This window comes from Zymobacter palmae (assembly GCF_003610015.1).
Classification (GTDB): Bacteria; Pseudomonadota; Gammaproteobacteria; order Pseudomonadales; family Halomonadaceae; genus Zymobacter; species Zymobacter palmae.
Map to the genome: position 1 here is coordinate 2695693 of NZ_AP018933.1, position 22734 is coordinate 2718426.

The 22734-nt window shown below is 59.2% G+C and carries 20 protein-coding genes; 9 read left to right on the forward strand and 11 right to left on the reverse strand.

What is annotated here, in order from left to right:
* Nucleotides 1-33 precede the first annotated feature (33 nt).
* Nucleotides 34-405 carry an SMI1/KNR4 family protein gene (locus ZBT109_RS11870; RefSeq protein ID WP_145984527.1) on the reverse strand — a complete coding sequence of 124 codons (372 nt, stop codon included), beginning with the start codon at nucleotides 403-405 and terminating at the stop codon, nucleotides 34-36.
* Between the two features lie 383 nt (nucleotides 406-788).
* On the opposite strand from ZBT109_RS11870, the gene adhP reads away from it, so the two are divergent.
* The gene (gene adhP, locus ZBT109_RS11875) at nucleotides 789-1799 is read left to right on the forward strand and encodes an alcohol dehydrogenase AdhP (RefSeq protein ID WP_027705554.1); all 1011 of its coding nucleotides are present in this window, start codon (nucleotides 789-791) and stop codon (nucleotides 1797-1799) included.
* 343 nt (nucleotides 1800-2142) lie between these two features.
* On the opposite strand, the gene ZBT109_RS13655 is transcribed toward adhP, so the two are convergent.
* The gene (locus tag ZBT109_RS13655; protein WP_027705242.1) at nucleotides 2143-2490 is read right to left on the reverse strand and encodes a hypothetical protein; all 348 of its coding nucleotides are present in this window, start codon (nucleotides 2488-2490) and stop codon (nucleotides 2143-2145) included.
* A 330-nt stretch (nucleotides 2491-2820) separates the two neighbouring features.
* Between ZBT109_RS13655 and proP the strand changes: the two genes are divergently transcribed.
* Nucleotides 2821-4272 carry a glycine betaine/L-proline transporter ProP gene (proP, locus tag ZBT109_RS11885; RefSeq protein WP_051523832.1) on the forward strand — a complete coding sequence of 484 codons (1452 nt, stop codon included), beginning with the start codon at nucleotides 2821-2823 and terminating at the stop codon, nucleotides 4270-4272.
* Nucleotides 4273-4369: 97 nt separating this feature from the next.
* Here proP and ZBT109_RS11890 read toward each other — a convergent pair whose 3' ends face one another.
* From ZBT109_RS11890 to ZBT109_RS11900, 3 genes are all read right to left on the reverse strand, one after another.
* On the reverse strand, nucleotides 4370-6610 hold the full coding sequence (locus ZBT109_RS11890; protein WP_051523830.1) for a heavy metal translocating P-type ATPase: 2241 nt from the start codon (nucleotides 6608-6610) through the stop codon (nucleotides 4370-4372).
* Nucleotides 6611-6796: 186 nt separating this feature from the next.
* Nucleotides 6797-7606 (reverse strand): endonuclease/exonuclease/phosphatase family protein, encoded by an 810-nt coding sequence (locus ZBT109_RS11895; protein WP_027705241.1) that lies wholly within the window; start codon nucleotides 7604-7606, stop codon nucleotides 6797-6799.
* Nucleotides 7607-7731: 125 nt separating this feature from the next.
* The gene (locus ZBT109_RS11900) at nucleotides 7732-8367 is read right to left on the reverse strand and encodes a thiol:disulfide interchange protein DsbA/DsbL (RefSeq protein WP_027705240.1); all 636 of its coding nucleotides are present in this window, start codon (nucleotides 8365-8367) and stop codon (nucleotides 7732-7734) included.
* Nucleotides 8368-8572: 205 nt separating this feature from the next.
* On the opposite strand from ZBT109_RS11900, the gene yihA reads away from it, so the two are divergent.
* Nucleotides 8573-9250, forward strand: a complete 678-nt coding sequence (gene yihA / locus ZBT109_RS11905) for a ribosome biogenesis GTP-binding protein YihA/YsxC (protein WP_084261807.1) — start codon at nucleotides 8573-8575, stop codon at nucleotides 9248-9250.
* A 323-nt stretch (nucleotides 9251-9573) separates the two neighbouring features.
* On the opposite strand, the gene aphA is transcribed toward yihA, so the two are convergent.
* Nucleotides 9574-10272: an acid phosphatase AphA gene (gene aphA, locus ZBT109_RS11910; protein ID WP_038278296.1), complete on the reverse strand. Its 699-nt coding sequence runs from the start codon at nucleotides 10270-10272 to the stop codon at nucleotides 9574-9576.
* Nucleotides 10273-10537: 265 nt separating this feature from the next.
* On the opposite strand from aphA, the gene ZBT109_RS11915 reads away from it, so the two are divergent.
* Nucleotides 10538-11725 carry an MFS transporter gene (locus tag ZBT109_RS11915; protein WP_027705237.1) on the forward strand — a complete coding sequence of 396 codons (1188 nt, stop codon included), beginning with the start codon at nucleotides 10538-10540 and terminating at the stop codon, nucleotides 11723-11725.
* Between the two features lie 258 nt (nucleotides 11726-11983).
* On the opposite strand, the gene ZBT109_RS11920 is transcribed toward ZBT109_RS11915, so the two are convergent.
* From ZBT109_RS11920 to hemC, 4 genes are all read right to left on the reverse strand, one after another.
* Nucleotides 11984-13198 (reverse strand): heme biosynthesis protein HemY, encoded by a 1215-nt coding sequence (locus tag ZBT109_RS11920; RefSeq protein ID WP_038278294.1) that lies wholly within the window; start codon nucleotides 13196-13198, stop codon nucleotides 11984-11986.
* 4 nt (nucleotides 13199-13202) lie between these two features.
* Complete coding sequence (locus tag ZBT109_RS11925; protein ID WP_027705236.1) at nucleotides 13203-14333, reverse strand: uroporphyrinogen-III C-methyltransferase; 1131 nt, start codon at nucleotides 14331-14333, stop codon at nucleotides 13203-13205.
* Entirely contained in the window at nucleotides 14330-15226 is an 897-nt protein-coding gene (locus ZBT109_RS11930) for a uroporphyrinogen-III synthase (RefSeq protein ID WP_051523826.1), read from the reverse strand. The genes ZBT109_RS11925 and ZBT109_RS11930 overlap by 4 nt, the downstream gene beginning before the upstream one ends.
* A 79-nt stretch (nucleotides 15227-15305) precedes the next feature.
* Nucleotides 15306-16247 (reverse strand): hydroxymethylbilane synthase, encoded by a 942-nt coding sequence (gene hemC, locus ZBT109_RS11935; RefSeq protein ID WP_038278315.1) that lies wholly within the window; start codon nucleotides 16245-16247, stop codon nucleotides 15306-15308.
* A 407-nt stretch (nucleotides 16248-16654) separates the two neighbouring features.
* On the opposite strand from hemC, the gene argH reads away from it, so the two are divergent.
* The 5 genes from argH to ZBT109_RS11960 all read left to right on the forward strand — a co-directional run bounded on the left by argH (nucleotide 16655) and on the right by ZBT109_RS11960 (nucleotide 21722).
* Nucleotides 16655-18088: an argininosuccinate lyase gene (argH, locus tag ZBT109_RS11940; protein ID WP_027705234.1), complete on the forward strand. Its 1434-nt coding sequence runs from the start codon at nucleotides 16655-16657 to the stop codon at nucleotides 18086-18088.
* Nucleotides 18085-18558 (forward strand): LPS translocon maturation chaperone LptM, encoded by a 474-nt coding sequence (gene lptM, locus ZBT109_RS11945; RefSeq protein ID WP_038278292.1) that lies wholly within the window; start codon nucleotides 18085-18087, stop codon nucleotides 18556-18558. Before argH ends, lptM begins: the two co-directional genes overlap by 4 nt.
* Nucleotides 18555-19829, forward strand: a complete 1275-nt coding sequence (lysA, locus tag ZBT109_RS11950; RefSeq protein WP_027705233.1) for a diaminopimelate decarboxylase — start codon at nucleotides 18555-18557, stop codon at nucleotides 19827-19829. The genes lptM and lysA overlap by 4 nt, the downstream gene beginning before the upstream one ends.
* Nucleotides 19830-19945: 116 nt before the next feature.
* On the forward strand, nucleotides 19946-20797 hold the full coding sequence (dapF, locus tag ZBT109_RS11955; RefSeq protein WP_027705232.1) for a diaminopimelate epimerase: 852 nt from the start codon (nucleotides 19946-19948) through the stop codon (nucleotides 20795-20797).
* A 16-nt stretch (nucleotides 20798-20813) separates the two neighbouring features.
* Complete coding sequence (locus tag ZBT109_RS11960; protein WP_027705231.1) at nucleotides 20814-21722, forward strand: tyrosine recombinase XerC; 909 nt, start codon at nucleotides 20814-20816, stop codon at nucleotides 21720-21722.
* 19 nt (nucleotides 21723-21741) lie between these two features.
* Here the strand turns inward: ZBT109_RS11960 and ZBT109_RS11965 are convergent, their stop codons facing one another.
* Nucleotides 21742-22674, reverse strand: coding sequence for an MBL fold metallo-hydrolase (locus ZBT109_RS11965; protein WP_197714347.1), 933 nt, complete (start codon nucleotides 22672-22674; stop codon nucleotides 21742-21744).
* Nucleotides 22675-22734: the final 60 nt, after the last annotated feature.

Consider the following 22734-nt stretch of genomic DNA (forward strand, 5'->3'; position numbering starts at 1 on the left):
CAAACCATTCCTCTTATAGACACCACCTGCAAATCACAGCAGCTCGCTAATGCTGTTGGCTACTTTCTCCGGTTCATCACTGCCCAGTGCGCCTAGGTCTACGCTGTAGATGGCATCAGCCCCCTCGACCATATCAATGAAGTAACCAAGGTCGCCGTCCTGCCCGATCAATAGCAGTGTCGATGCAACGCTCTGTATGCCGTAGGTGACATTGCGCTCTTCCAACAGTGCATGCCCATACCAGCAGACCCAGTCGCCCCGGGCGCTCTCACGCTCCATGACATCGGCACCTCCTACTGTCCGATGGAGGAACCCTCGGTAACAGGGAGGCAATCGAGCACCCAGCACCTGCTCCAGCATGTGGATACCGCGTTCAACGTCATCTGGTAACTGGACATCTTTCATACGTTTCTTTCCGTACGCTCATTGCTCATGAACAAGCACCTTCTGCCGACAACAGAGGTAGCATGCCGAAAACGGCTGTCACGATTTCTTGCTCTAAAAAAGAGGATGATGAGGTGCCGACTGCGCCATTTCGTCATCCCCATGGTCTAAGAATGAAGATAACCTTGGCTGGAACCGCCTTGTTATCTACCTTTATCAAGACCTGTACTAAAGTTTAGTACGTTTTGTACGTTAGTAGTGATTTGCCATACCCGTGGCAGCGTTATACTAGCGTCAGTGAGTCGGTCCGACGGTCACGCCAGCCGCTCACCTCACCACCTTATTTTCCGGCGTCTGTTTCGTTCCAGACAGGTCATCGGTACAACTAAAAAAGGTATCTCGTCATGAAAGCAGCAGTTGTAGGCAAAGACCATAACGTTGAAATTCAGGACAAAAAACTGCGTCCGCTGGAGCACGGCGAAGCCCTGCTGCAGATGGAGTGCTGTGGTGTGTGTCACACCGACCTGCACGTCAAAAATGGTGATTTCGGTGACAAGACTGGCGTTATCCTGGGCCATGAAGGTGTAGGTGTCGTCAAAGAAGTTGGTCCGGGCGTGACCTCTCTGAAAGTAGGCGACCGTGCAAGCGTTGCATGGTTCTTCCAAGGCTGTGGCCACTGCGAATACTGCATCAGCGGTAACGAAACGCTGTGCCGTAGCGTCAAAAACGCGGGTTACACCGTTGATGGTGGTATGGCGGAAGAATGCATCGTCACTGCTGACTACGCTGTCAAAGTACCGGACGGTCTGGATTCCGCAGCAGCCAGCAGCGTAACGTGCGCGGGTGTTACCACGTACAAAGCGATCAAAGTATCCAACATCAAAGCCGGCAAATGGATTGCCATCTACGGTCTGGGCGGTCTGGGTAACTTGGCGCTGCAGTATGCGAAAAACGTCTTCAACGCTAAAGTCATCGCGATCGACGTCAACGATGAGCAGCTGAAACTGGCTCAGGAAATGGGCGCGGACATGGTCATTAACCCGGCCAAAGAAGACGCTGCAAAACTGATTCAGGAAAAAGTGGGCGGTGCTCACGCGGCGGTCGTTACTGCCGTTGCCAAAGCCGCTTTCAACTCTGCGGTTGACGCTGTTCGCGCTGGTGCGCGCATCGTAGCGGTTGGTCTGCCTCCGGAAGCCATGAGCCTCGACATTCCGCGCCTGGTACTGGACGGTATCGAAGTCGTCGGCTCTCTGGTTGGTACGCGTGAAGACCTGGCTGAAGCCTTCCAGTTCGCTGCTGAAGGCAAGGTCGTGCCGAAAGTGGCTAAACGCCCGATCGAAGACATCAACGATATCTTCCACGAAATGGAACAAGGTAAGATCAAAGGCCGCATGGTTGTCGATTTCTCGCTGTAATTGGACACCACGCACGCGGCAGGTTTCTGCCTAGCAATGCAAGGGCTGCGCATCACTGCGCGGCCCTTCGTGTATCTGCTCGATCGCTTTTCGCTTACGTTACTGACGCACGTTTCGTGTGCCATATGTTCAGTGCGATGGACACCATGAAAGATGCGGTCTGCGGTCTGCGGTCTGCGGTCTGCGGTCTGCGGTCTGCGGTCTGCGGTCTGCGGTCTGCGGTCTGCGGTCTGCGGTCTGCGGTCTGCAATAGCAAACGGCACCGCCCCCTGTCATGCAAGGAGCGGTGCCGTTTCAATGGCAAGAGGCGACAATGGCTTCTGCCGTCTGTCTATTAACGTCGTTATGGTGCGATCGGTGTCACACGCTTATGCGACGTCATCACGCCGCTGCGATCGAACTCGAAGATGACGGATTCGCTCATGTTGTTCTGGGGCGCTGAACGGAACGTGTGCGTGTAATCGTAGTACCACTGTTCGCCGCTCGTCGACTGCACGGTGCGCGTGGGCTGGCCGAGTCGGTTGGTCACCGCCAATGTCGTCGAGTAGCGATCCTTCAGCCCCGTCATCTGATCATCACGTACCTGAACCCCTGTCGTCTGTTCTTCAGGTGCAGAAATGCTGTGTACGATGCTGCAACCGCCCATGCTCAGCGCGGCGCCGAATGCCACTGCCGTCATGATGTTTTTCATGGATATCCCTTTGTTTGTGTGTATGCCTCATCGGTCATCTTGGCCGACCGTGACGATCATGTAATATCGGGAATGTATGGTGACGAACTCGCCGTCAGGAATCAATTACTCCTAAAGAAAAGCACAAAAATGCCATGCATTCCTTTTTTTATTAGGAATGGCAATGATGTATGTCAAAACGTAACTCTCCTGTTTGTTCTTTATTTTTGGCATTTCCGGCCGCCTATATCCTCCAGCCTCAACTATCTTTAAAAGTATCGCGTAGTTGAAGAACCGCACGACGCCACCGTGTTTCGTAAATGCCGTGTTTCATGGATAAAGGATGATCGTATGAACAACGCCAAGGATTCCTCGCACCGTAAGCGCTTCCGTCGACGCCGCCTTACCTTGGATGACATCACCGTTGTCGACAGTGCCATGCTGAAACGTGCGGTTTCGGCGGCCGCACTGGGCAACGCCATGGAGTGGTTCGACTTCGGGGTGTACAGCTATATCGCCTTTGCACTCAGTGAGGTGTTCTTCCACGATCTGCCCGAAAACATGCGCCTGATGGCCACCTTTGCCACCTTCGCGATTGCCTTCCTGGTGCGTCCGCTGGGGGGCCTATTCTTTGGCCCACTGGGCGACCGGGTTGGGCGTCAGAAGGTGCTGGCAGCGACGATGATCATCATGGCGATCAGTACGTTCTGCATTGGGTTAATTCCCAGCTATGCCACCATCGGTATTGCCGCCCCCATACTGCTGCTGATCGCGCGATTGGTGCAGGGATTTTCGACCGGTGGGGAATATGGTGGTGCGGCGACGTTCATCGCCGAATATTCGCCGGACCGCAAGCGTGGCTTTATGGGCAGCTGGCTGGAGTTCGGGACGCTGGCGGGCTACGTGCTGGGGGCGGCGCTGGTGACTGGAATCTCTGCGGTGATGGACCGTGAGACGCTGCTGGACTGGGGGTGGCGTATTCCATTCTTCATTGCCGGGCCTCTGGGACTCATCGGTTTGTATCTGCGCCTAAAACTGGAAGAAACACCGGCATTCCAGGCGCTCGAAGAAAGTGCGGAGCCACAAGAAACGCAGACACATACCGAGTTTTTCAAACGGCTATGGGGCCATTGGCGGGAGTTGGCGATCTGTATAGGGCTGGTACTGGTCTTCAACGTGACCGACTACATGCTGCTGTCCTATATGCCAACCTACCTGTCGGCTAACCTTAAATACGATACCAATCACGGGCTGTTGATGATCCTAATCGTCATGCTGCTCATGATGGTGATCCAACCCTTTTTGGGGCTGCTGTGCGATCGCGTTGGACGACGTCCGGTTGTGATGGCGGGCTGCATCGGTACGTTTCTACTGGCATGGCCGTGCTTCGTGCTGATCCAGCAAGGATCGCATCTGTCGATCTTCGTCGGGCTGATGATTCTGGCCGCGCTGTTGAACTGCTTTACCAGCACCATGCCCTCCACCCTGCCGGCATTGTTTCCCACCAGCATCCGCTATGGCGCGCTAGCCATTGCCTTTAACGTGTCGGTATCCGTGTTTGGCGGGACGACACCGCTGGTAACGGCATGGCTCATTGATGTCACTCACAACCTAATGATGCCCGCTATCTACATGATGGGGGCTGCGGCCATCGGCTTCATCACGATCCTGATGACGCGCGAAACGGCCAACCGTCCGCTGCGTGGATCCACGCCGACCGCTGCATCGCCTGAAGAAGCCAAGGAGCTGCTGGAAGAGCACCACGCCGAGCAGACTCAGACGCCGCCAACCGAGCAGCCATGAAGCCGTAGGCATCACCTGCTGCGCAACGACAAAGGGCCGCTTGAACGCGGCCCTTTCTTTTTCAATTGCCCTCGTTGGGGCGCACCACTTATCGCTACTACAGCTGCGAACCTGAATGTGGATAGCGTACGTGACTGTGCGATGGCGGCAGCCAGCGTTGCAGCAGCAGCGAGTTTACGATCACAGAAACGGAGCTCATCACCATCGCGGCACCGGCAATCACGGGATTGAGCAGGCCGAAAGCCGCCAGTGGAATACCCAGTCCGTTATAGAAGAAGGCAAAGAACAGGTTTTGATAGATGCGCCGCAGCGTGGCCCTTGAAAGCGATAGGGCATCCAGCACGCCTTCGAGCCGATTGTGGGTCAGGATGATATCAGCGGCTTCCAGCGATACGTCTGCGCCCGCCCCAATCGCGATGCCGACGTCGGCCGTGGCCAGCGCTGGAGCATCGTTGATGCCGTCGCCCAGCATCGCTACCTTGCCGTCTCGCTGCTGGAGCATCTCGACGGTGGCAGCCTTGCCTTCCGGCAGCACGCCTGCGATCACCTCGTCGATGCCTACCTCACCGGCAACGCGAGCGGCCACCCGTGCGGCATCTCCAGTCAGCATTACGACATGAACACCCTGTTCATTCAGCCGTTTGACCGTGCGTATGGCGCCGGAGCGCAGGCGGTCACTTAAGCCAACATAACCCATGACATACTGGCCACGCACGATACCGATGACCGTGATACCCTGCTCTTCTTGGCGGTCAATCCATGCCCGTGATACAGCGTCGAAGACGGGGTCTCCGAGTAGCGACAGTTCGCGCACAAAGCTGACCGACCCCGAGGCCACAACGTCATCGTTCAGTTGACCGATCACACCACGACCGGGGTGCAACTTCACATTCATCACGCCCAATGGGGCGATATCGGCGGCCTGAGCATGGCACACTAGCGCTTGGGCCAGCGGGTGCTCGGAGTACTGTTCCACACCATAAGCGGCACTCAACAGATCACGTTCACTCACCCCTGGGGCTTTGGTCATACTCACCACCTTCGGACGCCCTTCGGTCAGCGTGCCGGTCTTGTCCATGATCAACGTATCGACGTGGCGCATCTGCTCCAGCGCCTGCGCATGTCGGAACAGCAGCCCGGCGGTCGCACCACGCCCCATGCCGACCATCACCGCCGTTGGGGCCGCCAAACCGATCGCGCATGGACACGCGATGACCAGTACCGCCACAGCACTCAGAAAGGCATTCAGCGCATTGCCGCTCCAACCCCAACCGATAAAAAACGTCAGCGCGGCTATGATCAGTACGATAGGAATAAAATAGGTGGCGGCACGATCGGCCAGCCGCTGTACGCGTGCCTTAGAGCGCTGCGCCTGTTCGACCAGCGAGATGATGCGGGCAAGGCTAGTATCGTTGCCGATACGGGTCGCCTTCATGCGCAGCGTTCCCGTGCAGTTGAGCGTGGCGGCGAAGACTTCGTGCCCTTCGCGCTTGCACACGTACTGACTTTCACCGCTCAGTACCGACTCATCCAGCTCCGAGGTACCGTCAATGATGACGCCATCAGCAGGCAGCTTTTCGCCAGGGCGCACCACCAGCGTATCGCCAAGCCTCAGCTGATCAGCATCCACGTCGACCAGAGCGCGGTTACGCTCGACATGAGCCTGCAGTGGCCGCAGCGCCAGCAGCATGTCAATGGCGGCTCCTGCTCGGCAACGTGCCAGACCTTCCAACATCCGCCCCGACAGCACCAGCGTCACAACCATAGCGCTGGTATCGAAATACAGAGGCACGTCTAATCGCAGGCACAGTGCTAGCGTGCTGAAGCCATAGGCGATACCTGTTCCCAACGCAACCAGTACATCCATATCGGTCTGTCGGCGGCGTAATGCGCGCCATGCCTTCACATAGAGCAATCGCGCGCACCATAGCTGGATCGGCGTGGCCAGCGCCCACTGCACCCACGGGGACAGCTCAATCGTCGGCGACATGAACATCCCCAGCATCTGCACCAAGAGCGGCAGACTCAACAGGGCAGCCACCGCCAGCCCGATAGCATCACGGCGCGCCAACGGTTCTTGCTCGTGCCGAGGGACGCTGGCCTCGCCATACGACAGTGGCGCACGCTGAATACCGAAACCTGCCCGTTCAATGGTCTGAATCACGTCGGAAAGCGTCACCCCCGAAGCGTCAAGCGAGATATGAGCCGTACTCGACGCAACGTTCACGCTGGCCTGCTTTACGCCAGGCAAGTGTTGCAGTATTCGCTCGATACGGGCGGCACCGGCAGCACTGCTGATGCCCGTAATGATGAGTTCCTGTGATCGGGATGATGGCATGGTCTTGGAAGACAAGGTCGTTAGCTTGAATGGTTGTGGGTGACATACTGCCGGATCGTGCTGCGCCCGAGGCTATGGTGAATGCAGATACATAGGTTGTCGCACAATGAGGGCGCTAACGATAGCGCACCGAACGGTCCACAGGCCCGATCACAACAGTGTGCCGGGCATATGAACGTCGTGAGATCAGCGAACTACCAGCATCTTGTGACAGGCTGGAGGCAGAATGATATCTGCTGACAGCGGTAGGTGATCCGAAAACAGCGGTGGAAGCACTTGCGAGTTCGCCACTTGCAAGGTGGGCGAAATAAGAATGTGATCAAGTGCGCGTTTTGGCTCCCAGGCGGGATAGCTCAGTTGCTCTGGCGTCTGATCGAAGTTCATTACTTCGCACAGTCCGGTGTGCTGCTCGAGATGGGCGCGCGTACAGTTGAGGTCGCCGACAAGAATGACATGGCGACACGACGACATCAGTTCACACAGAAAATCCAGCTGGCGCTTCTGCGTGCGGATGCCAAGCGACAGGTGAACGACGAAGAGGTGCAGAGCATCGGCACCGTCTCCGAATTGGGCGTGCATGACGCCGCGGCCGGGAGGGCCTGGTAGACGATGATTGACAACGCGAGTGGGCTGGAAACGGCTCAACAGCCCATTGCTGTGCTGGGCGAGACGCCCGAGGTTGCGGTTGAGCTGCTGATAGTGAAACGGCGCTCCGGCCTGCTGGGCCAGATAATCGACCTGATTGACGTTACCCGACCGGAAGCTGCCACCGTCGACCTCCTGCAGCCCCACGATATCGAAGTGACCGAGGAATTGACCGATAACAGCCAGCCGTTCCTGCCGCTTGCTGTTGGGCAAGACGTGCTGCCAGCTGTTAGTCAGGTACTGGTACCAAGCGTGGGTACTGATGCCGACCTGCAGGTTAAAGGTCAGCACCCGCAACGGGCGAGCATCTTGAACAGCCGTCAGCAGCGTCTCAGGAGAAGCGGCGTTCATGACTGCTCCTCTGCGCTGCGGCAACAGGCGGCCAATGCGTGCAAAGATGTCATTTCATGCGTCACAGCCGCTGCATCAACACTCACCATAATTTCTCCAGAATGCTGATGCAGCCTGCATCAGTATTATTTTCCAGTATGTGCCTCACGACGAAGCTGATCAATCAACTGATCGGCCACTGTCAGCATACCTTCAGGGGTAGTGACGCTCGTGCTGCCGTCCATGTTGATGACGTACTTGCCGTTGATAACGATCGCCGGTACACCCATCAAGCCATAGGAACGCAGGGCCGATGATGCGATGTTAATCTGGCTCTTCACGCCGAAGCTCTGCAGCGCTTTCAGCGCGTCGTCCTTGCTGACACCATAGTGTGAGAAGAACTCGGCAATGTGTTCGTCATCGTTGAGCGGCTGGCGCTGCTGAACGGCGTTGAAGAACGGTTCATGTACCTTGTCGTAGATGCCCAGAGCCTTGGCGGCATAGTAGGCGCGTGCGTGCGTGGCCCACAGGCGACCCAGCGGTGCAGGCATGCGGTCAACGACAATGTCATCCTTCTGTTCAGCGGCCCATTTGGTGAAGGTCGGTTCGAACTCGTAGCAGTGCGGGCAGCCGTACCAGAAGATCTCTTCGACCTTGATTTTGCCAGCCGGCACTTGAACATCGACAGGGGTGTCGAGGGTCTTGTAGTCACTGGCCTGTGCGGTCAGCGCCATGAAGGCCAGCCCCACGCCGCAGATCAGCGTCATCAGTTTCTTGATCATCGTGTCTACTCTTCCTTTCTCATGTGGATTCATGAACGAGACGGCCGGCCGGTGCTCTAAGCGATGACCCGAGGCGGCATCGTTGACGTTGTCGGGGGCGATGATGCAGTGCGTTTCCTGCATGATGAAGACAATGGCAGGCCTCTTACCGCACCGACGTACCCTGATGTTACACTTTCACCTGCCTTTTTACAGGAAGTCCCCTATGTCAGAACAGCAGCCCACATCGATCACGCCCAGCATGACGCTGGCCTACCAGCACACACGCTTCATCATGAGCGCACCGACGCTGGCCCACTGCCCTGCCGACACGGGGGCAGAAGTCGCTTTCGCTGGACGTTCCAATGCCGGGAAGTCCAGCGCCATCAATACGCTGACGCGTCAGAAAGCACTGGCGCGTACGTCCAAGACACCGGGGCGCACGCAGCTCATCAACCTGTTTGCCGTCGGCGATGACGATCATCGCATCGTCGACCTGCCGGGCTACGGCTTCGCCAAGGTGCCCGAAGAGGTCAAGCGCAAGTGGCAGCACCATCTGTCCGAATACCTACACGGCCGTCAGTCGCTGCGCGGCATCGTGCTGATGATGGACATCCGTCACCCGCTGACCGAGTTCGACCAACAGATGCTGGCGTGGGCCGATGAAGCCGATATGCCGGTGCACATCCTGCTGACCAAATCCGACAAGCTCAAGCGCGGTGCAGCGAAGAACGAGCTGCTGCGCGTTCGTCGTGCACTTCACGAATGGGAAGACATGGTCACAGTGCAGCTGTTCTCATCGCATACCAAATCCGGTATCGACGAGCTCGAAAAGCGCTTGAACCAGTGGCTGTGCCCTACGTCGACCACCATCGACGATCAGGATACGACGCCCGCTTCCTGAGCAATTGCCTGTTTGACCGCGTGGAAATAACCGTGTTCCCTCTATAGGCCATTGAAAATCCTTGTGGGCAACACGGCCACGCGCACGCACAGGCCGCACCACTGTGCGGTTCTCGTGCAGATGCGCGCGCATAGGGCACTTTCTGTCGCGCACCTTCCGACAACCGGCTATCGCCGTGCCCCCGGATGGCTTTTCGCTACCCCATGTGCGCGCATCAGTGCTTCTTTAAGTATGGCCCAAAAATAAAAAGCCCCTGTGCATCACTCAGATGCACAGGGGCTTTTGCTTACAAGACAGCCGTTAGGCGAAACGGCACGCCCTCATCAGTGATCGGAACCGACGATGACTTCTTCACCCAGCGCACCAGCCTGAGGATGCGGGACATAGGTGGAGTTGGAGGCGCGCAAAACACGAATACCGCGACCGTGAACGGCCTGAGCTGCCTCGATGTCGGAGTCGGCATCACCGTAGTAAAGCTTGATGTTCAGCTTGCTAAGCCACGGGGTCTTGGTGTTTTCGCCAGGGCGAATGCCTGTGAAGATAACTGGGTGCATCTCGCTGGCCGGGATGTTGAAGGTCTTCTGCAACAGATTGGTGACGGTTTCGGTCTGCGATGCGGCACGCGCGGTGATGAAATAGATGTGATCATGACGGCGCAGGTGCATGGCGATCAGCTCGCGGCCGACTTCTTTGGGGATGCTGTACGCGTCCCAGCCATTGTTCATCAGCTGCCAGAACTCGGGATTCGACGAGAAATGATTGCCGTAGATCTGAATGCCGCGGTAGAAACCGGGCGATGAGTACAGCACGGTATCGTCGATGTCGAAGCCGACGTTCATGGGCGGAACGCCTTCCAGACTCTTCTCGATCTGTGCAATGGATACCCAGTGAATCGGTGCGCGTTCGACCAGCTGCGCCACGGTAACGCCTGCCGTTGCCGACGTTTCGGCCTGTGCGACGCCACCCATCAATGCCGCCGCCATGCTCAATACCAGACCAGAATACCAACCCCTTGCCTTCATCCAACCGTCCTCTTGTCGTGTCAGGGCCGTTGCCCCCGGTAAGGGCCGAGCCATTGCGTCAAGGCCAGGCCTCGCCATAGCCTATCGGGCATCCCTCACCTTGACCAGTCTTAAGCAGACATTCAGCTCTGCTTCCCGGCAACCACCGAAGCGGCTGCGCTACTATGCCACTGCGCGGACTATAAGCAGACTCGTAGCATGGAAGCCTTTTCAGAACCACGCACGGACCGTGCCAATCGGTGCGGCTTCGCTGGAGCAATTGCCCATGTCCCTCCGACACAGCGGCCAGACGGCATTCGTTCTGCTCGTCGGCATGGCCAGCACGACGCTGCCAACACCACTCTACCCCTACTACCAGCGCCATTTCGGCTTCGCACTGCTGATGACGACGGTCATCTTCAGCGCCTACGGCATTGGTGTTTTGGGCACACTGCTGCTGGCGGGCAACCTGTCCGACCACACGGGCCGACGCCCGGTCATGCTGGCCGCCTGCCTGCTGGGTATGGCGAGCGCTCTGGTTTTCATGTTCTCGCAGGGCATCGGCACGCTGATGCTAGGACGACTAATTTCAGGCATTTCGGCGGGGCTGTTCACCGCCACTGCGACCACGCAGATCGTCGAGTCCGCGCCCCCGGAACGGCAATCCAGAGCGGCACTGCTCGCTACGCTCGCCAATATGGTTGGGCTGGGCATCGGCCCCGTTATTTCAGCGTCCACGGCCATGCTATTGCCCGCACCGGGACAAAGCATCTTCATCATTGATGTAGTGGCGCTGGCTGGGGCGGCAGTGATGGTGTGGAAGACAGCCGAAACCGCACCGACACCCGAACCTGGCCCACTGCTGCGCATCCGCTGCCCCTATGTGCCGAACTATCTGCTGCGCCCGTTCATTCCGGCGGCTGTAGCCGGGTTCGCGGGATTCGCGGTGATGGGGATCTTCACTTCGGCCGTGCCCAATGTCATGGGTCAGCTGATGGGCATTCATATGCCACTGGCTATTGGCACCATGGCGTTGCTGATTTTCCTCGGCTCAGCAGTGGGCCAGACAGGGCAACAGCGGCTGCCCATCGCGATGCGCCTGCCTATAGGTGCCGCACTGCTCGCACTGGGCATGGCGCTAATCGGTATCAGCATCGGTACCGTGGCTCCGGTGATGCTGGCGGTGGGAGGGGTGGTGGCAGGTATAGGGCAAGGCATTGCCCTACGTGCGGGGCTGGGGGAAATGACCCGCCTCAGCCATGAAGTCGATCGAGCCAGCGTGACCAGCATGTTCTTTCTGATTCTCTATCTGGCCTCTGTGATACCTGTAATTGGGTTGGGACTGGCGGCGCACGCTGTAGGACTGATGCTGGCGGCTACGCTTTTTTCAGCGGGCATTGGAGGGCTGGCATTGGCAGCGTTGATGGCGCTGTTCTGGCTTAGCGCTCACCCTGATCCACACCACAAACGCTGATGCTGCGCGATGGCCGCCATGACATTCTAAGCAGACATGCGCGTCGCCAGCAGACGCATACCAAACGGAAAGCACGCCAGATGAAGTACAGGCTGGATGGCGCTTCATACATAGTTCAAGAGAATAAAAACAATACGATGGGTCCCCTTCACGCCATCGCCGTAACATCCGGCAGCACCGGAAATAAATAAAAAAAGGAGGCATTGAATAAGGCCTCCTTCTTTTATTTCGACATTTGCCAACGAACGCGTATAGCGTTTACTGAACACCCGGCAATTGGGGCAGTTGCAACGCCCCAAGGCTTTTCTCCAGTGCCAGCTCGCTGCGTGCTCTATCCCCTTGCAGGAAGAACAATCGCGCCAGTTCGCCGTCAGCCATACTGTCCTGACGCAATCGACCAGCATCCTCGAAATAGCGCTGGGCCTTACCCCACAGCCCACAGCGTACCGAAAGCCGTCCTAGGCACAGCAACAGCTCGGAATCGTGACTGTGTTGTTCGAGCCAACCTTCCGCTTTCTTCAGCAGAGCCGCGGCATCCTCTGGCAATACGCTATAGCGTTGCAGCAACAGCGGCGACCAGTGGCGCTCAATGCCTTGGCGCAGCAGTTTGGTCGCGTCATCTGTCGCGCCGCCGTGCACCAGCGCATCGCTATAGAGGGCGATCATCGAAGGTGCCTCCTGACGCTCGCTGGGCAGTTCCCGCCACAGCTGGCGCGCTTGACTCAGCAGCGTATCGGTATCACCCGTATGCGCACTCAGCTGATCGAATAGCGCAGCGTAGGTGTGATCTTCCAGCTGGGCATAGTCGCGCTCGGTAGTCAGCTTCTGTAGACGAGGCAGAATCTGGCGCATGCCGGTCCAGTCGTTGACGCGCGCATACACTTGGCGCAGCAGTTTCAGCACTTGAGGGTGCTCAGGATGCGCCCGCAATAGGCGGGTTAACGTCGCCAGCGCCTGCTCATATTGCTGGCGGTCGATCATCAGCTCAGCCTTGACCAAGTCGATCGCTTCTACCGCTGAAGGCGCTTTGCGGGCCGCCACTTGCAGCAGTTCCTGCGCCTGTTCGAAATGCCCTTGATAGTGTGCGGCTTGGGCCGCAAACAGATAGTTCACCACGGGTGTAGGAGCATCGTCAGCCGTAGTGCGCAGCAATTTCTCGGCCTTCTTCCAACGCCCTTGACCCATTGCTTCAACACCGCGGTTGGTGCGCTTGACGGCACGACGGCTGCGCACGCGCGACCGCCACTGCTTCATACGCCGTACGGGATGGCGCATGCCGCGTAGCAGACGCAGTAGGAACAGCCCCAGCGTGAACAGTACGATCAGCAGGATCAGACCGCCCATAAACGAGCGAACATAGATATCGTAGTGACCTGCACGGATATGCCAGAAGCCATGCACGGACAGCATCAGCTGGCCCAGCAGTGTGCCTGCGATCAGGGCACCCACGATGATGAGGATCAGCTTGCGCATATCATCAGGCTCCTGGTTGCTGCTGTGCGTGGCGGCGTTCCACAGCCTGCTGCCATTGCTGGAGCACGCCGGTCACTTCGGGAAGATCGGGACGGATCGACTGCTGCGAAAGCGCATTGATGCGATCGATCACGCCCTTCACACGCGCATCATCCTGCGGGAAGTAGCGCTGCAGCGTTTCGGTCGCGCTCTGCAGCGCATGGGTATAGACGGTCGGCGACTGATTCAACAGCCCCATCTGCGCTTCGGAGAATGTCATTCGCAGATGTTCGCGGATCGCACTTTCCTGCTCTGGCATTAGCAGCTCATTCAAGGCCTGATCGTTGTAGCGCACCACCACCAACTCTTTCATCTCATGCCCAACACGCGACAGCTGGCGCTTCCACCAGCTGGACTGAGGCGCATCGGCAGCAGCCTGTTCGGCCTGCTGGTGTTCGGGGGTCATCGACGCCAAACTCTGCGACATCGACAGCCCATCCAGCGCATGCGATTCAGCGGCCAGTTGCAGATAAAGGCCATCAACATCCGGCGCACTGACGTTGTTCAGCGCCGCCATGGCGGACTGGATGCTTTCACGTACGGGCAGGAAAACCGGATCATTCAGTTCGGTGATCCGCTGATCGGCACTTTTCAGCAGCTCCAGCGTGCCACGGATATCGCGGTTGAGGGCCAGCCGCTGAAGCGCCATGCGCAACTGGTAGTCGATCTCGACATAGCGTCCATCGGCGGTACGGTGATCGTCCAGCCGCTTCTGCACAGCACTGATGCGCTCATCGACGCCCTGAAACTGCGCTTGCAGCGGCGATACGGCCTGATCCAGCGCGCTCTGTGCAAGGCTGTTCTTCTTGAGAGCGCTCAGTTCACTGCCGAGCTGTTCCAGCTGCCCTTGAGTCGTGCTGATCTGATAGAACGACCAGCCAAGGCCGCCCAGCAACAGCAACGCGACGATGCCCGCCCCCCACACCCACGGTGGCTGGCGGCGCGTGCGGACGTCATCCCGTGCGGAGACGGTATCCGCCACATCGTTGTCGGCCACGTCGTGCGGCACAGCCTCGACGGTGGTTTCTTCTGAGGGCGTGTCACTCACGTCGTGCTTAACCTCGTCATCCTTGCCTGAGTCATGCTGTCGTGTCATGAGTCGCTTGCCTTGTCGCTGTCGGGTGCATCGTCCTGCTGCACCTCATCATTCCCGAAATCATCGTCGATCTGTCGATCATCTGCGTCATCCGCATCGGCGGTGTCGCAGTGTGCGGCCCGGCGCACCATCGCACTGGCCAGTGCGCCTGGGGTCGCATCGCGTGCGATCACGATGCGCTGATATCCTTGTTCCGCGGCGTGCTCGGCCAGTCGGCGGCTAGAGACAATCAGCGGACGTCGGAACGCTATGGCCCCGCACCAGTCCTTCAGATGGTCGAGCTGCTCTCGGCTGGTCACGATCATGGCCGCATAGTTGCCCGCTTCCAGATAGCGCTGCCCCTCAAAGGTGGGGTTGTGCAGATTGCGCTCGTACAGCGGCAAGATGTTCACCTCTCCCCCGCGAGCGCGCAGCGTCTCTTCTAGCAGCGGGCGACCGCCATGACCGCTGACGATCAGAATCTGCTGCCCTGTCATGTCCTGAAACTCGGGCAGTGCCAGCAAGGCTTCACTGGCGCTGGTACCTTCTTCTTCGTTGTCCGGCTCGGGCGCCAATGAGGTGCGACCGAAGTGTTCCGCGATCAACTCTTGTGTGCTGCTGCCCGTTGCCGCCCAATGCACACCAGCGCGACACAGGCGGTGACCGCGATCGCCCACCTCTTCAGCCCAGCGCGTTACAGCGGTCGGGCTGATACAGATAACCCAGTCCGGCGGTTGGCGGCACCAGCGCAACACGTCTTCTGGATCAGGCGTCACCGGGTCGAGGGTCATCACGCCAAGCATAACCGTAGCATAGCCGTGATTGGCCAGTGCTTCCTCAAGCAACTGCGCTCTCGCTCCCGGGCGCGCAATAAGTACCGGTCGACGAATCTGGAAATCGACTGCCTCAGTCATGACAACCCCCTCTTGCCCGGCACCAGGCTAACATTCCGGCTGCCCAGCACCTTTCATGTGATCGTTACGGGTCTCGCGGTTATTGATGGTCCGCATAGACCCTCAACAGGATGTCCCCGGCTCCCTGTGCCAACAGACCTTCCGCAACGGCACGCCCCAGCGCTTCCGGCTGGTCAGCAGGGCCACTGCGCTCTTCACGTACCACGACATCGCCTTTGGGCGTACCGACGAGGGCTCGCAACCACAGCGTGCGGCCTTCATCCGTTAGCCGTGCATAACCGCCGATCGGCACCTGACAGCCGCCGTCCAGACGTGTATTCATCGCACGTTCGGCCAGCACACAGCGGGTGGTGTCGCGGTCGCGCAGTACGCTCAACATCTCGTTGAGTTCGACATCGTCTAGGCGACTTTCGATCCCCAGCGCCCCCTGGCCGCAGGCAGGCAACATCAGTTCCGGCGCCAGTTCTTGGGTGATGCGGTCGCCCAGCCCTAGGCGTTTCAGACCCGAGGCGGCCAAAATGATGGCATCGAATGTACCATCATCCAGTCGACTCAAACGGGTCTGAACGCTACCTCGCAGGCTGTCGATCTTCAGGTCAGGACGCGCTTCCAAAAGCTGAAGGCGACGGCGCAGGCTCGATGTACCGACGCGCGCACCTTCCGGCAGCGTATCCAGCGAAGTGTAGTGCTGCGCGATAAGGGCATCGGTCGGAGTTTCACGGGCCAGTACGGCGGTCAGCCCTAACCCGTCGGGAAACGCCATGGGAACATCCTTCATGGAATGAACGGCCAAATCAGCCCTTCCGTCCAGTAACGCTTCTTCCAGTTCCTTGACGAACAGTCCTTTTCCACCAATTTTGGCGAGCGGCGCGTCCAGTATCCGGTCACCGCGCGTCGACAGGCCAATCAGTTCGATACGGCATGCGGGGAACCGGGCCTCGAGGAGGGCTTTGACGTGCTCCGCCTGCCAGAGTGCCAGCGGGCTTTTGCGGGTTGCGATACGCAGAATTTCTCGGGTCACAGGCTCACCGTTCACAGCATCTTGGATTTCCGGTACAGCAGAGCATTCTGCTGCCTTTCGGGCATGGTATCATCCTTGGGGATGGGGACCTCTGTCGTTCAGAGGCAGGCAGCGGGTACATCGCGCCGACTCTGATACACTTTCGAGGATACACTTGCGAGACAGAGGTTACCGTATCACAGGCCGCCATGGCCCTGTGCCAGAGCGAACGGCTCGACTTGCATCCTGCCAGCGCCACTGACACGATCAGAGGCGTCGGCCAGTCCGCAAGCGTCGTCTGAGCTTCATGGCCCAACGACATAACAGCAAGGTGTCGATCTTCGTCCAATCGCGATAGGCCACAATGCGTAGACGACCGGCACCTCATCATCACTCTTTTCGCTATTCTAGCAAGGAACGCCATTCTCATGACGCAACCCACAGACAAGCCCTGGGGCGGACGTTTCAACGAACCCACCGACGCTTTCGTCGAAGCCTTCACCGCGTCCATCGGTTTCGACAAGCGCCTCTATCACCACGACATCCGTGGTTCCATCGCGCATGCGACCATGCTGCAGCGAGTGGGCGTTCTGACTAAAGAAGAAGCCGATACCATCATCGACGGGCTGCGTGCGATCGAAGCGGAAATCGAAGCCGGTCAGTTCGAATGGTCCGTCTCGCTCGAAGACATCCACATGAACATCGAAGCCCGCCTGACCGCGCGCATCGGTAACGTGGGCAAGAAACTGCATACTGGCCGTTCCCGTAACGACCAAGTCGCGACCGACATCCGCCTCTATCTGCGCGACGAAATCGATATCGTGGCCGAAGAACTGGCACGGCTGCGCTCTGGCCTGATCGAACTGGCTGCGCGTGAAGCCGACACCATCATGCCGGGCTTCACCCACCTGCAGACGGCACAACCGGTCACGTTCGGCCACCATCTGCTGGCGTGGCAGGAAATGATCACCCGCGATCACGAACGCCTGCTAGACTGCCGCAAGCGCGTCAACATCCTGCCGCTGGGTGCCGCTGCACTGGCCGGTACGACCTACCCGATCGACCGCCACGTCACCGCCGAACTGCTGGGCTTCGAACGCCCGTCCGAGAACTCGCTGGATGCCGTCAGCGACCGTGACTTCGCCATCGAATTCGCATCGTTCGCCAGCATCCTGCTGATGCACATGTCCCGTATGAGCGAAGAGCTGGTGCTGTGGACCAGCGCACAGTTCAACTTCATCAACCTGCCAGACCGCTTCTGCACAGGCTCTTCCATCATGCCGCAGAAGAAAAACCCCGACGTACCTGAACTGGTGCGCGGCAAAACCGGTCGCGTCTATGGCCATCTGATGGGCCTGTTGACGCTGATGAAGTCGCAACCGCTGGCCTACAACAAAGACAACCAAGAAGACAAGGAACCGCTGTTCGACACCCTCGACACCGTCAAGGGCTGCCTGAAAGCGTTCGCCGACATGGTGCCTGCGCTGGAACCGCGCCGTGACAGCATGTACGAAGCCGCACGCCGCGGTTATTCCACTGCCACCGATCTGGCCGACTATCTGGTACGCAAAGGCACGCCGTTCCGCGACGCGCATGAAGTGGTCGGTAAGTCCGTGGCCTATGGTATCGAGCAGGGCAAAGATCTGTCTGAAATGTCGCTGGACGAACTGCGTCAGTTCTCTGACGTGATCGGCGACGATGTTTTCGACGTTCTGACCCTCGAAGGTTCCGTCAATGCTCGTAACCACATCGGTGGCACTGCCCCCGATCAGGTTCGCGCGGCAGCACAGCGGGCAAGGGATGCCCTGTCTCGTCTGACCGCGTCACAGAATGCCCAAGGAGAGGAGTCCCGCCTGTCATGAACACTCGCGCCCTTGCGCCGCTGACGGCGGCGCTGGTCATGCTGACCACGCTTGCAGGCTGTGGCCAGACCGGCCCGCTTTATATGCCTGATGATCAGACCGCTCGTACCAAATACGATCCGGCCAACGATTATCAGCTGCCGGCCGCTACACCTGACAACGCTCAGGAAGCACCGAAGACCACCGCACCGTCAGCGTCCAGCTCACCGGTTCCGGCCCGTTCGCATGAAGAACGTCCGGCGGCGCCGGCAGTGACGACACCGATTGCGCACAAGGGCGCCGTTCAGGCAGCACCGACTCCAGAGGTCGCACCGCAGCCGCAGACAAGGCCGCAGGTTCAGCCTGTACGCCCGCAACCCAGCGCACAGGCGCCTGCACCGACACCTGCCCCAGCGGTGCCGACCGTCTCTCCGGCGAAGAAATGGTCCAACATCGAATGGACACCCTACCGTGCAGGGGTTGATCAATGACGAATCCGTTCGTACGCCGTGATGGCGTACTGCATGCCGAAGCGGTCGACCTGACAGAGGTCGCCCGCATTCACGGCACGCCATGCTATGTGTACTCCCGGCAGGCCTTCACCGAACACTTCAACGCCTACCAGCAGGCCTTCGCCGCTCAGAAGGCGCTGGTCTGTTACGCGCTCAAGGCCAACGGCAATCTGGCCGTACTGAATTTGCTGGCCCGCCTCGGCGCAGGCTTCGACATCGTGTCAGTCGGTGAGCTCGAACGTGTGCTGGCCGCGGGCGGCGATGCTTCCCGCGTCGTCTTCTCCGGCGTTGCTAAGCGCGAAGACGAAATGGCCCGCGCGCTGTCAGCGGGCATTAAATGCTTCAACATCGAATCCGTGCCCGAGCTGGATCGCCTCAACACGGTGGCGGCTCGGCTGGGCAAGCGCGCACCGATCTCACTGCGCGTCAATCCAGATGTCGATGCGAACACTCACCCGTATATTTCCACGGGATTGAAGGACAACAAATTCGGCATTGCGATCGAAGATGCCGAAGCGGCATACCTGCATGCGCAGTCGCTGTCGCACCTTGATATCGTCGGCGTCGACTGCCATATCGGTTCTCAGCTAACAACGCTGACACCATTCCTCGACGCGCTCGACCGCGTGATTGTGCTGATCGGCAAGCTGGCCGCTCAGGGCATCACCCTGAAACACATCGACCTAGGCGGCGGCGTAGGCGTCGACTATCAGGGTGAGGTGCCTCCGTCGCTGATCGAGTACGCAGCGGAAGTACGCCGCCGCCTCGACGCGCACGACTACACCCGTTCGCTCAGCGTGATCCTTGAACCGGGCCGCTCCATTGCGGCCAATGCAGGGATCCTGCTGACGCAGGTCGAGTTCGTGAAACTGTCGGATGCCAAGGCATTTGCGATCGTTGATGCGGGAATGAATGATCTGATCCGCCCGTCGCTATATCAGGCGTGGCAGCGCATCGAGCGCGTAGATGAACAAGACGATGGCAAAGCACGCACGCAGGCCTCGTTCGACATCGTCGGCCCAGTCTGCGAATCCGGCGACTTTCTCGGCAAGGAGCGCGAGCTGTCGCTGGCCGCAGGCGATCTGCTGGCCGTGTTCTCAGCCGGTGCCTACGGGTTCACCATGGCCTCGAACTACAACGCTCGCCCCCGCCCAGCCGAGCTGATGGTCGACGGCAATGCGTGTCACGTCGTGCGCGAACGCGAAACCATCGCCTCGCTGTGGCACGGAGAGCACTGCCTACCTCACTGACGGTAGACGTGTAGAAACACAACAGCGGAGTGACTGTCGGTCGCTTCGCTGTTGCCATATGATCCTCTCGAATCGTCTGCGGCCTTTGCGCCATTGTCTACTGTCCGGAGCACAAGATGCTGCTGAATTTCACCAAAATGCACGGCCTGGGCAACGACTTCATGGTCGTTGACGGCATCACCCAACGGGTGCGCCTGACCACCGAACAGATCGGCGAACTGTCCGACCGCCACACCGGCGTCGGCTTCGACCAACTGCTGCTGGTTGAGCCTCCGCGCCACCCCGATATGGATTTTCGCTACCGCATCTTCAACGCGGACGGCAGCGAAGTCGAAAACTGCGGCAACGGTGCGCGCTGCTTTGCCCGCTTCGTGCGCGACAAGCAGCTCACCCGCAAACGCACGCTCAATGTTGAGACAGCCGGTGGCCCGCTGACGCTGATCGTCACTCAAAACCAGCAGGTACGCGTCGATATGGGCAGCCCGCGCTTTGCCCCCGACAGTCTGCCGTTCATCGCCGATGAAGATGCCTTGGTCCATACTTTAGCGCTACCGGCGACAACCGCAGGACTGACACAGGTCGATGTCAGCGTCGTGTCGATGGGCAACCCGCATGCGGTACTGCTGGTTGATGATGTTGAACAGGCCCCCGTCGAAGCGCTCGGTCCCGTCTTGGAATCGCACGAACGCTTCCCGCGTCGCGTCAACGTCGGTTTCATGCAGATCAAGAACCGCAGCCGTATCGACCTGCGCGTCTTCGAACGTGGCACGGGCGAAACGCGTGCCTGCGGTACCGGTGCCTGCGCGGCCGTTGCGTCGGGCATTCGGCGCGGATTGCTAGACACGCGCACCAAAGTACGTCTGCCGGGTGGCACGCTGACCATTGAATGGAGTGGTCATCCTGACGAGTCACTGTTCATGACCGGCCCCGTCGCAACAGTGTTCGAAGGCCGTATCGAACTTGAGTGAATGAGGAAGGGACACCATGACTGCGCCGCTACAGCCCATCGTTGATGAGCTACTGCACGGGCTAGCCTCACGCCGAAGCCCTGCCACGCTGGACGCCTATCGCCGTGACTTAGCGCATTTCATGGGGTTTCTGACCAAGGCAGTGGCACCTGATGTGCCACAGGCCACGCATTTCTCGACCGGGCTACTGCGCCGCTATTTGGCCAGCGAACGCACCCGTGGCCTGTCGGCCCGCACGCTCGCGCGGCGACAGGCCGCGCTACGCCAGCTTGGGGATCAGTTGCTGTCGGCACAGTTGATCGACAGCAACCCCGCACGCCTGTTGGATACACCCCGCCAACCACAGCATCTGCCCCATCCGGTAGACGTTGACCTGCTCAACCGCATGCTCGACGAGCCACATGATGGTTCGCCACTGGGCTTCCGCGATCAAGCCATGCTGGAGCTGTTTTACTCATCAGGGCTGCGACTGGCCGAACTGGCTTCGCTTGATCTCGGCGACCTTCAGGCCCAGCGCGTACGCGTGATCGGGAAAGGCAACAAGCCGCGCCAGGTGCCCGTTGGCCGCAAGGCTGCGCAGGCGTTGAAAGATTGGCTGGGCATCCGTTCGACGTTCACCACAGCAGAGGAGCATGCACTGTTTGTGAGCCAGCAAGGTACTCGCCTCGGTCACCGTGCGATCCAGAAGCGGCTTGATCTCGTGGCGCGCGAGCGTGGGCTGCCCGAGCATCTTCACCCCCACCGCTTACGCCACTCGTTCGCTACCCACCTGCTGGAATCCAGCCACGACCTGCGCGCCATTCAGGAACTGCTAGGGCATGCTCAGCTTGCGACGACGCAGGTCTATACCCAGCTCGACTGGCAACAACTGGCTGAAAGCTACGACCAAGCCCACCCTCGCGCTCACCGCAAGCGCTCGCCGTGACGGCCTAAGTACTCACCGTCTAGCGCAACTGTCCCTGCTCAAACGCCCACATGACCTGCTCGCCCTCACGGCGAAGGCGCCCGACACCACTGTCGCCAAAGTGCGTGGTGAAGATTAGTGCCTCGTGGGCCTCGGCATAGGCCATCATGCGCTGCCGTGACTGCGTCGCGGCCGGTAGGAACTCGCAATAGCGCGAATTGACCTCTGGGTGAAGCACCTGCACGGGGTGATGCATAACATCCCCCCAAAACAACGCCGTCTGCCCCTGCGACGTCACTGAAATCGAGGCATGATCAGCACTGTGGCCGGGGGACGCGTGAAACGTGAAGCCCATCACGTTCTCTCCCATCGCAATAGGGTCAGCCAACCCAGCATCGACCACCGGCAACACGCTGTCCTCGAACACACCGCCTCGCGGGAAGTGATGGGGCTGTCCCATTCCAAAGGCGTCAATCGTCTGCTGCACGCGCGCCGTATCGTTCGCACTCAGCGCCGCGTTGTAGTCGAACTCTCGCTGAGAGAAAACATAGCGAGCCCGCGGGAACGTAGGCTGCCAGCGGCCATCGCGCAGTGCCGTATTCCACCCCACATGATCAGCATGCAGGTGCGTCGCCAGTACAAGATCAACATCATCAGGCGTCACTCCGGCTTCACGCAGATAGGCCAGAAACGGCGTCTGCAAATGATCGAACATCGGCGCACCGGGGCGGTTCTTGTCATTGCCCGACCCCGTGTCGATCAGCACCGTATGAGTGGGTGTCTGCACCAACCACGAGTGGATGCTCTGACGCAGCCGCTGATGTTCGGCATCGTAGGACGCGTCACCCCAGTGAGCAACGTCGCGCGCCAACACCGCGGCATCGTCATAGGGGAACAGGGTGCCGATATCGGCAAAGTCCATCTGCTGTTCGGGAATACGCGTGACGGTCAGGTCACCGACGCGAAAGGTCATCAAGGGCTGCATAGCGGTCTCTCGGGTTGACGGTCGTTACAGGGGAGCGTATTCCATGTC

What these genes read in the sequence shown, in the direction of transcription:
- ZBT109_RS11870 (WP_145984527.1), bottom strand. Translation starts at nt 405, where the DNA reads ATGAAAGATGTCCAGTTACCAGATGACGTTGAACGCGGTATCCACATG.
- proP (WP_051523832.1), top strand. Translation starts at nt 2,821, where the DNA reads ATGAACAACGCCAAGGATTCCTCGCACCGTAAGCGCTTCCGTCGACGC.
- adhP (WP_027705554.1), top strand. Translation starts at nt 789, where the DNA reads ATGAAAGCAGCAGTTGTAGGCAAAGACCATAACGTTGAAATTCAGGAC.
- lptM (WP_038278292.1), top strand. Translation starts at nt 18,085, where the DNA reads ATGAACACTCGCGCCCTTGCGCCGCTGACGGCGGCGCTGGTCATGCTG.
- ZBT109_RS11915 (WP_027705237.1), top strand. Translation starts at nt 10,538, where the DNA reads ATGTCCCTCCGACACAGCGGCCAGACGGCATTCGTTCTGCTCGTCGGC.
- ZBT109_RS11900 (WP_027705240.1), bottom strand. Translation starts at nt 8,367, where the DNA reads ATGATCAAGAAACTGATGACGCTGATCTGCGGCGTGGGGCTGGCCTTC.
- ZBT109_RS11920 (WP_038278294.1), bottom strand. Translation starts at nt 13,198, where the DNA reads ATGCGCAAGCTGATCCTCATCATCGTGGGTGCCCTGATCGCAGGCACA.
- aphA (WP_038278296.1), bottom strand. Translation starts at nt 10,272, where the DNA reads ATGAAGGCAAGGGGTTGGTATTCTGGTCTGGTATTGAGCATGGCGGCG.
- ZBT109_RS11965 (WP_197714347.1), bottom strand. Translation starts at nt 22,674, where the DNA reads ATGACCTTTCGCGTCGGTGACCTGACCGTCACGCGTATTCCCGAACAG.
- ZBT109_RS11925 (WP_027705236.1), bottom strand. Translation starts at nt 14,333, where the DNA reads ATGACACGACAGCATGACTCAGGCAAGGATGACGAGGTTAAGCACGAC.
- dapF (WP_027705232.1), top strand. Translation starts at nt 19,946, where the DNA reads ATGCTGCTGAATTTCACCAAAATGCACGGCCTGGGCAACGACTTCATG.
- ZBT109_RS11895 (WP_027705241.1), bottom strand. Translation starts at nt 7,606, where the DNA reads ATGAACGCCGCTTCTCCTGAGACGCTGCTGACGGCTGTTCAAGATGCT.
- lysA (WP_027705233.1), top strand. Translation starts at nt 18,555, where the DNA reads ATGACGAATCCGTTCGTACGCCGTGATGGCGTACTGCATGCCGAAGCG.
- ZBT109_RS11960 (WP_027705231.1), top strand. Translation starts at nt 20,814, where the DNA reads ATGACTGCGCCGCTACAGCCCATCGTTGATGAGCTACTGCACGGGCTA.
- ZBT109_RS13655 (WP_027705242.1), bottom strand. Translation starts at nt 2,490, where the DNA reads ATGAAAAACATCATGACGGCAGTGGCATTCGGCGCCGCGCTGAGCATG.
- yihA (WP_084261807.1), top strand. Translation starts at nt 8,573, where the DNA reads ATGTCAGAACAGCAGCCCACATCGATCACGCCCAGCATGACGCTGGCC.
- ZBT109_RS11890 (WP_051523830.1), bottom strand. Translation starts at nt 6,610, where the DNA reads ATGCCATCATCCCGATCACAGGAACTCATCATTACGGGCATCAGCAGT.
- argH (WP_027705234.1), top strand. Translation starts at nt 16,655, where the DNA reads ATGACGCAACCCACAGACAAGCCCTGGGGCGGACGTTTCAACGAACCC.
- ZBT109_RS11930 (WP_051523826.1), bottom strand. Translation starts at nt 15,226, where the DNA reads ATGACTGAGGCAGTCGATTTCCAGATTCGTCGACCGGTACTTATTGCG.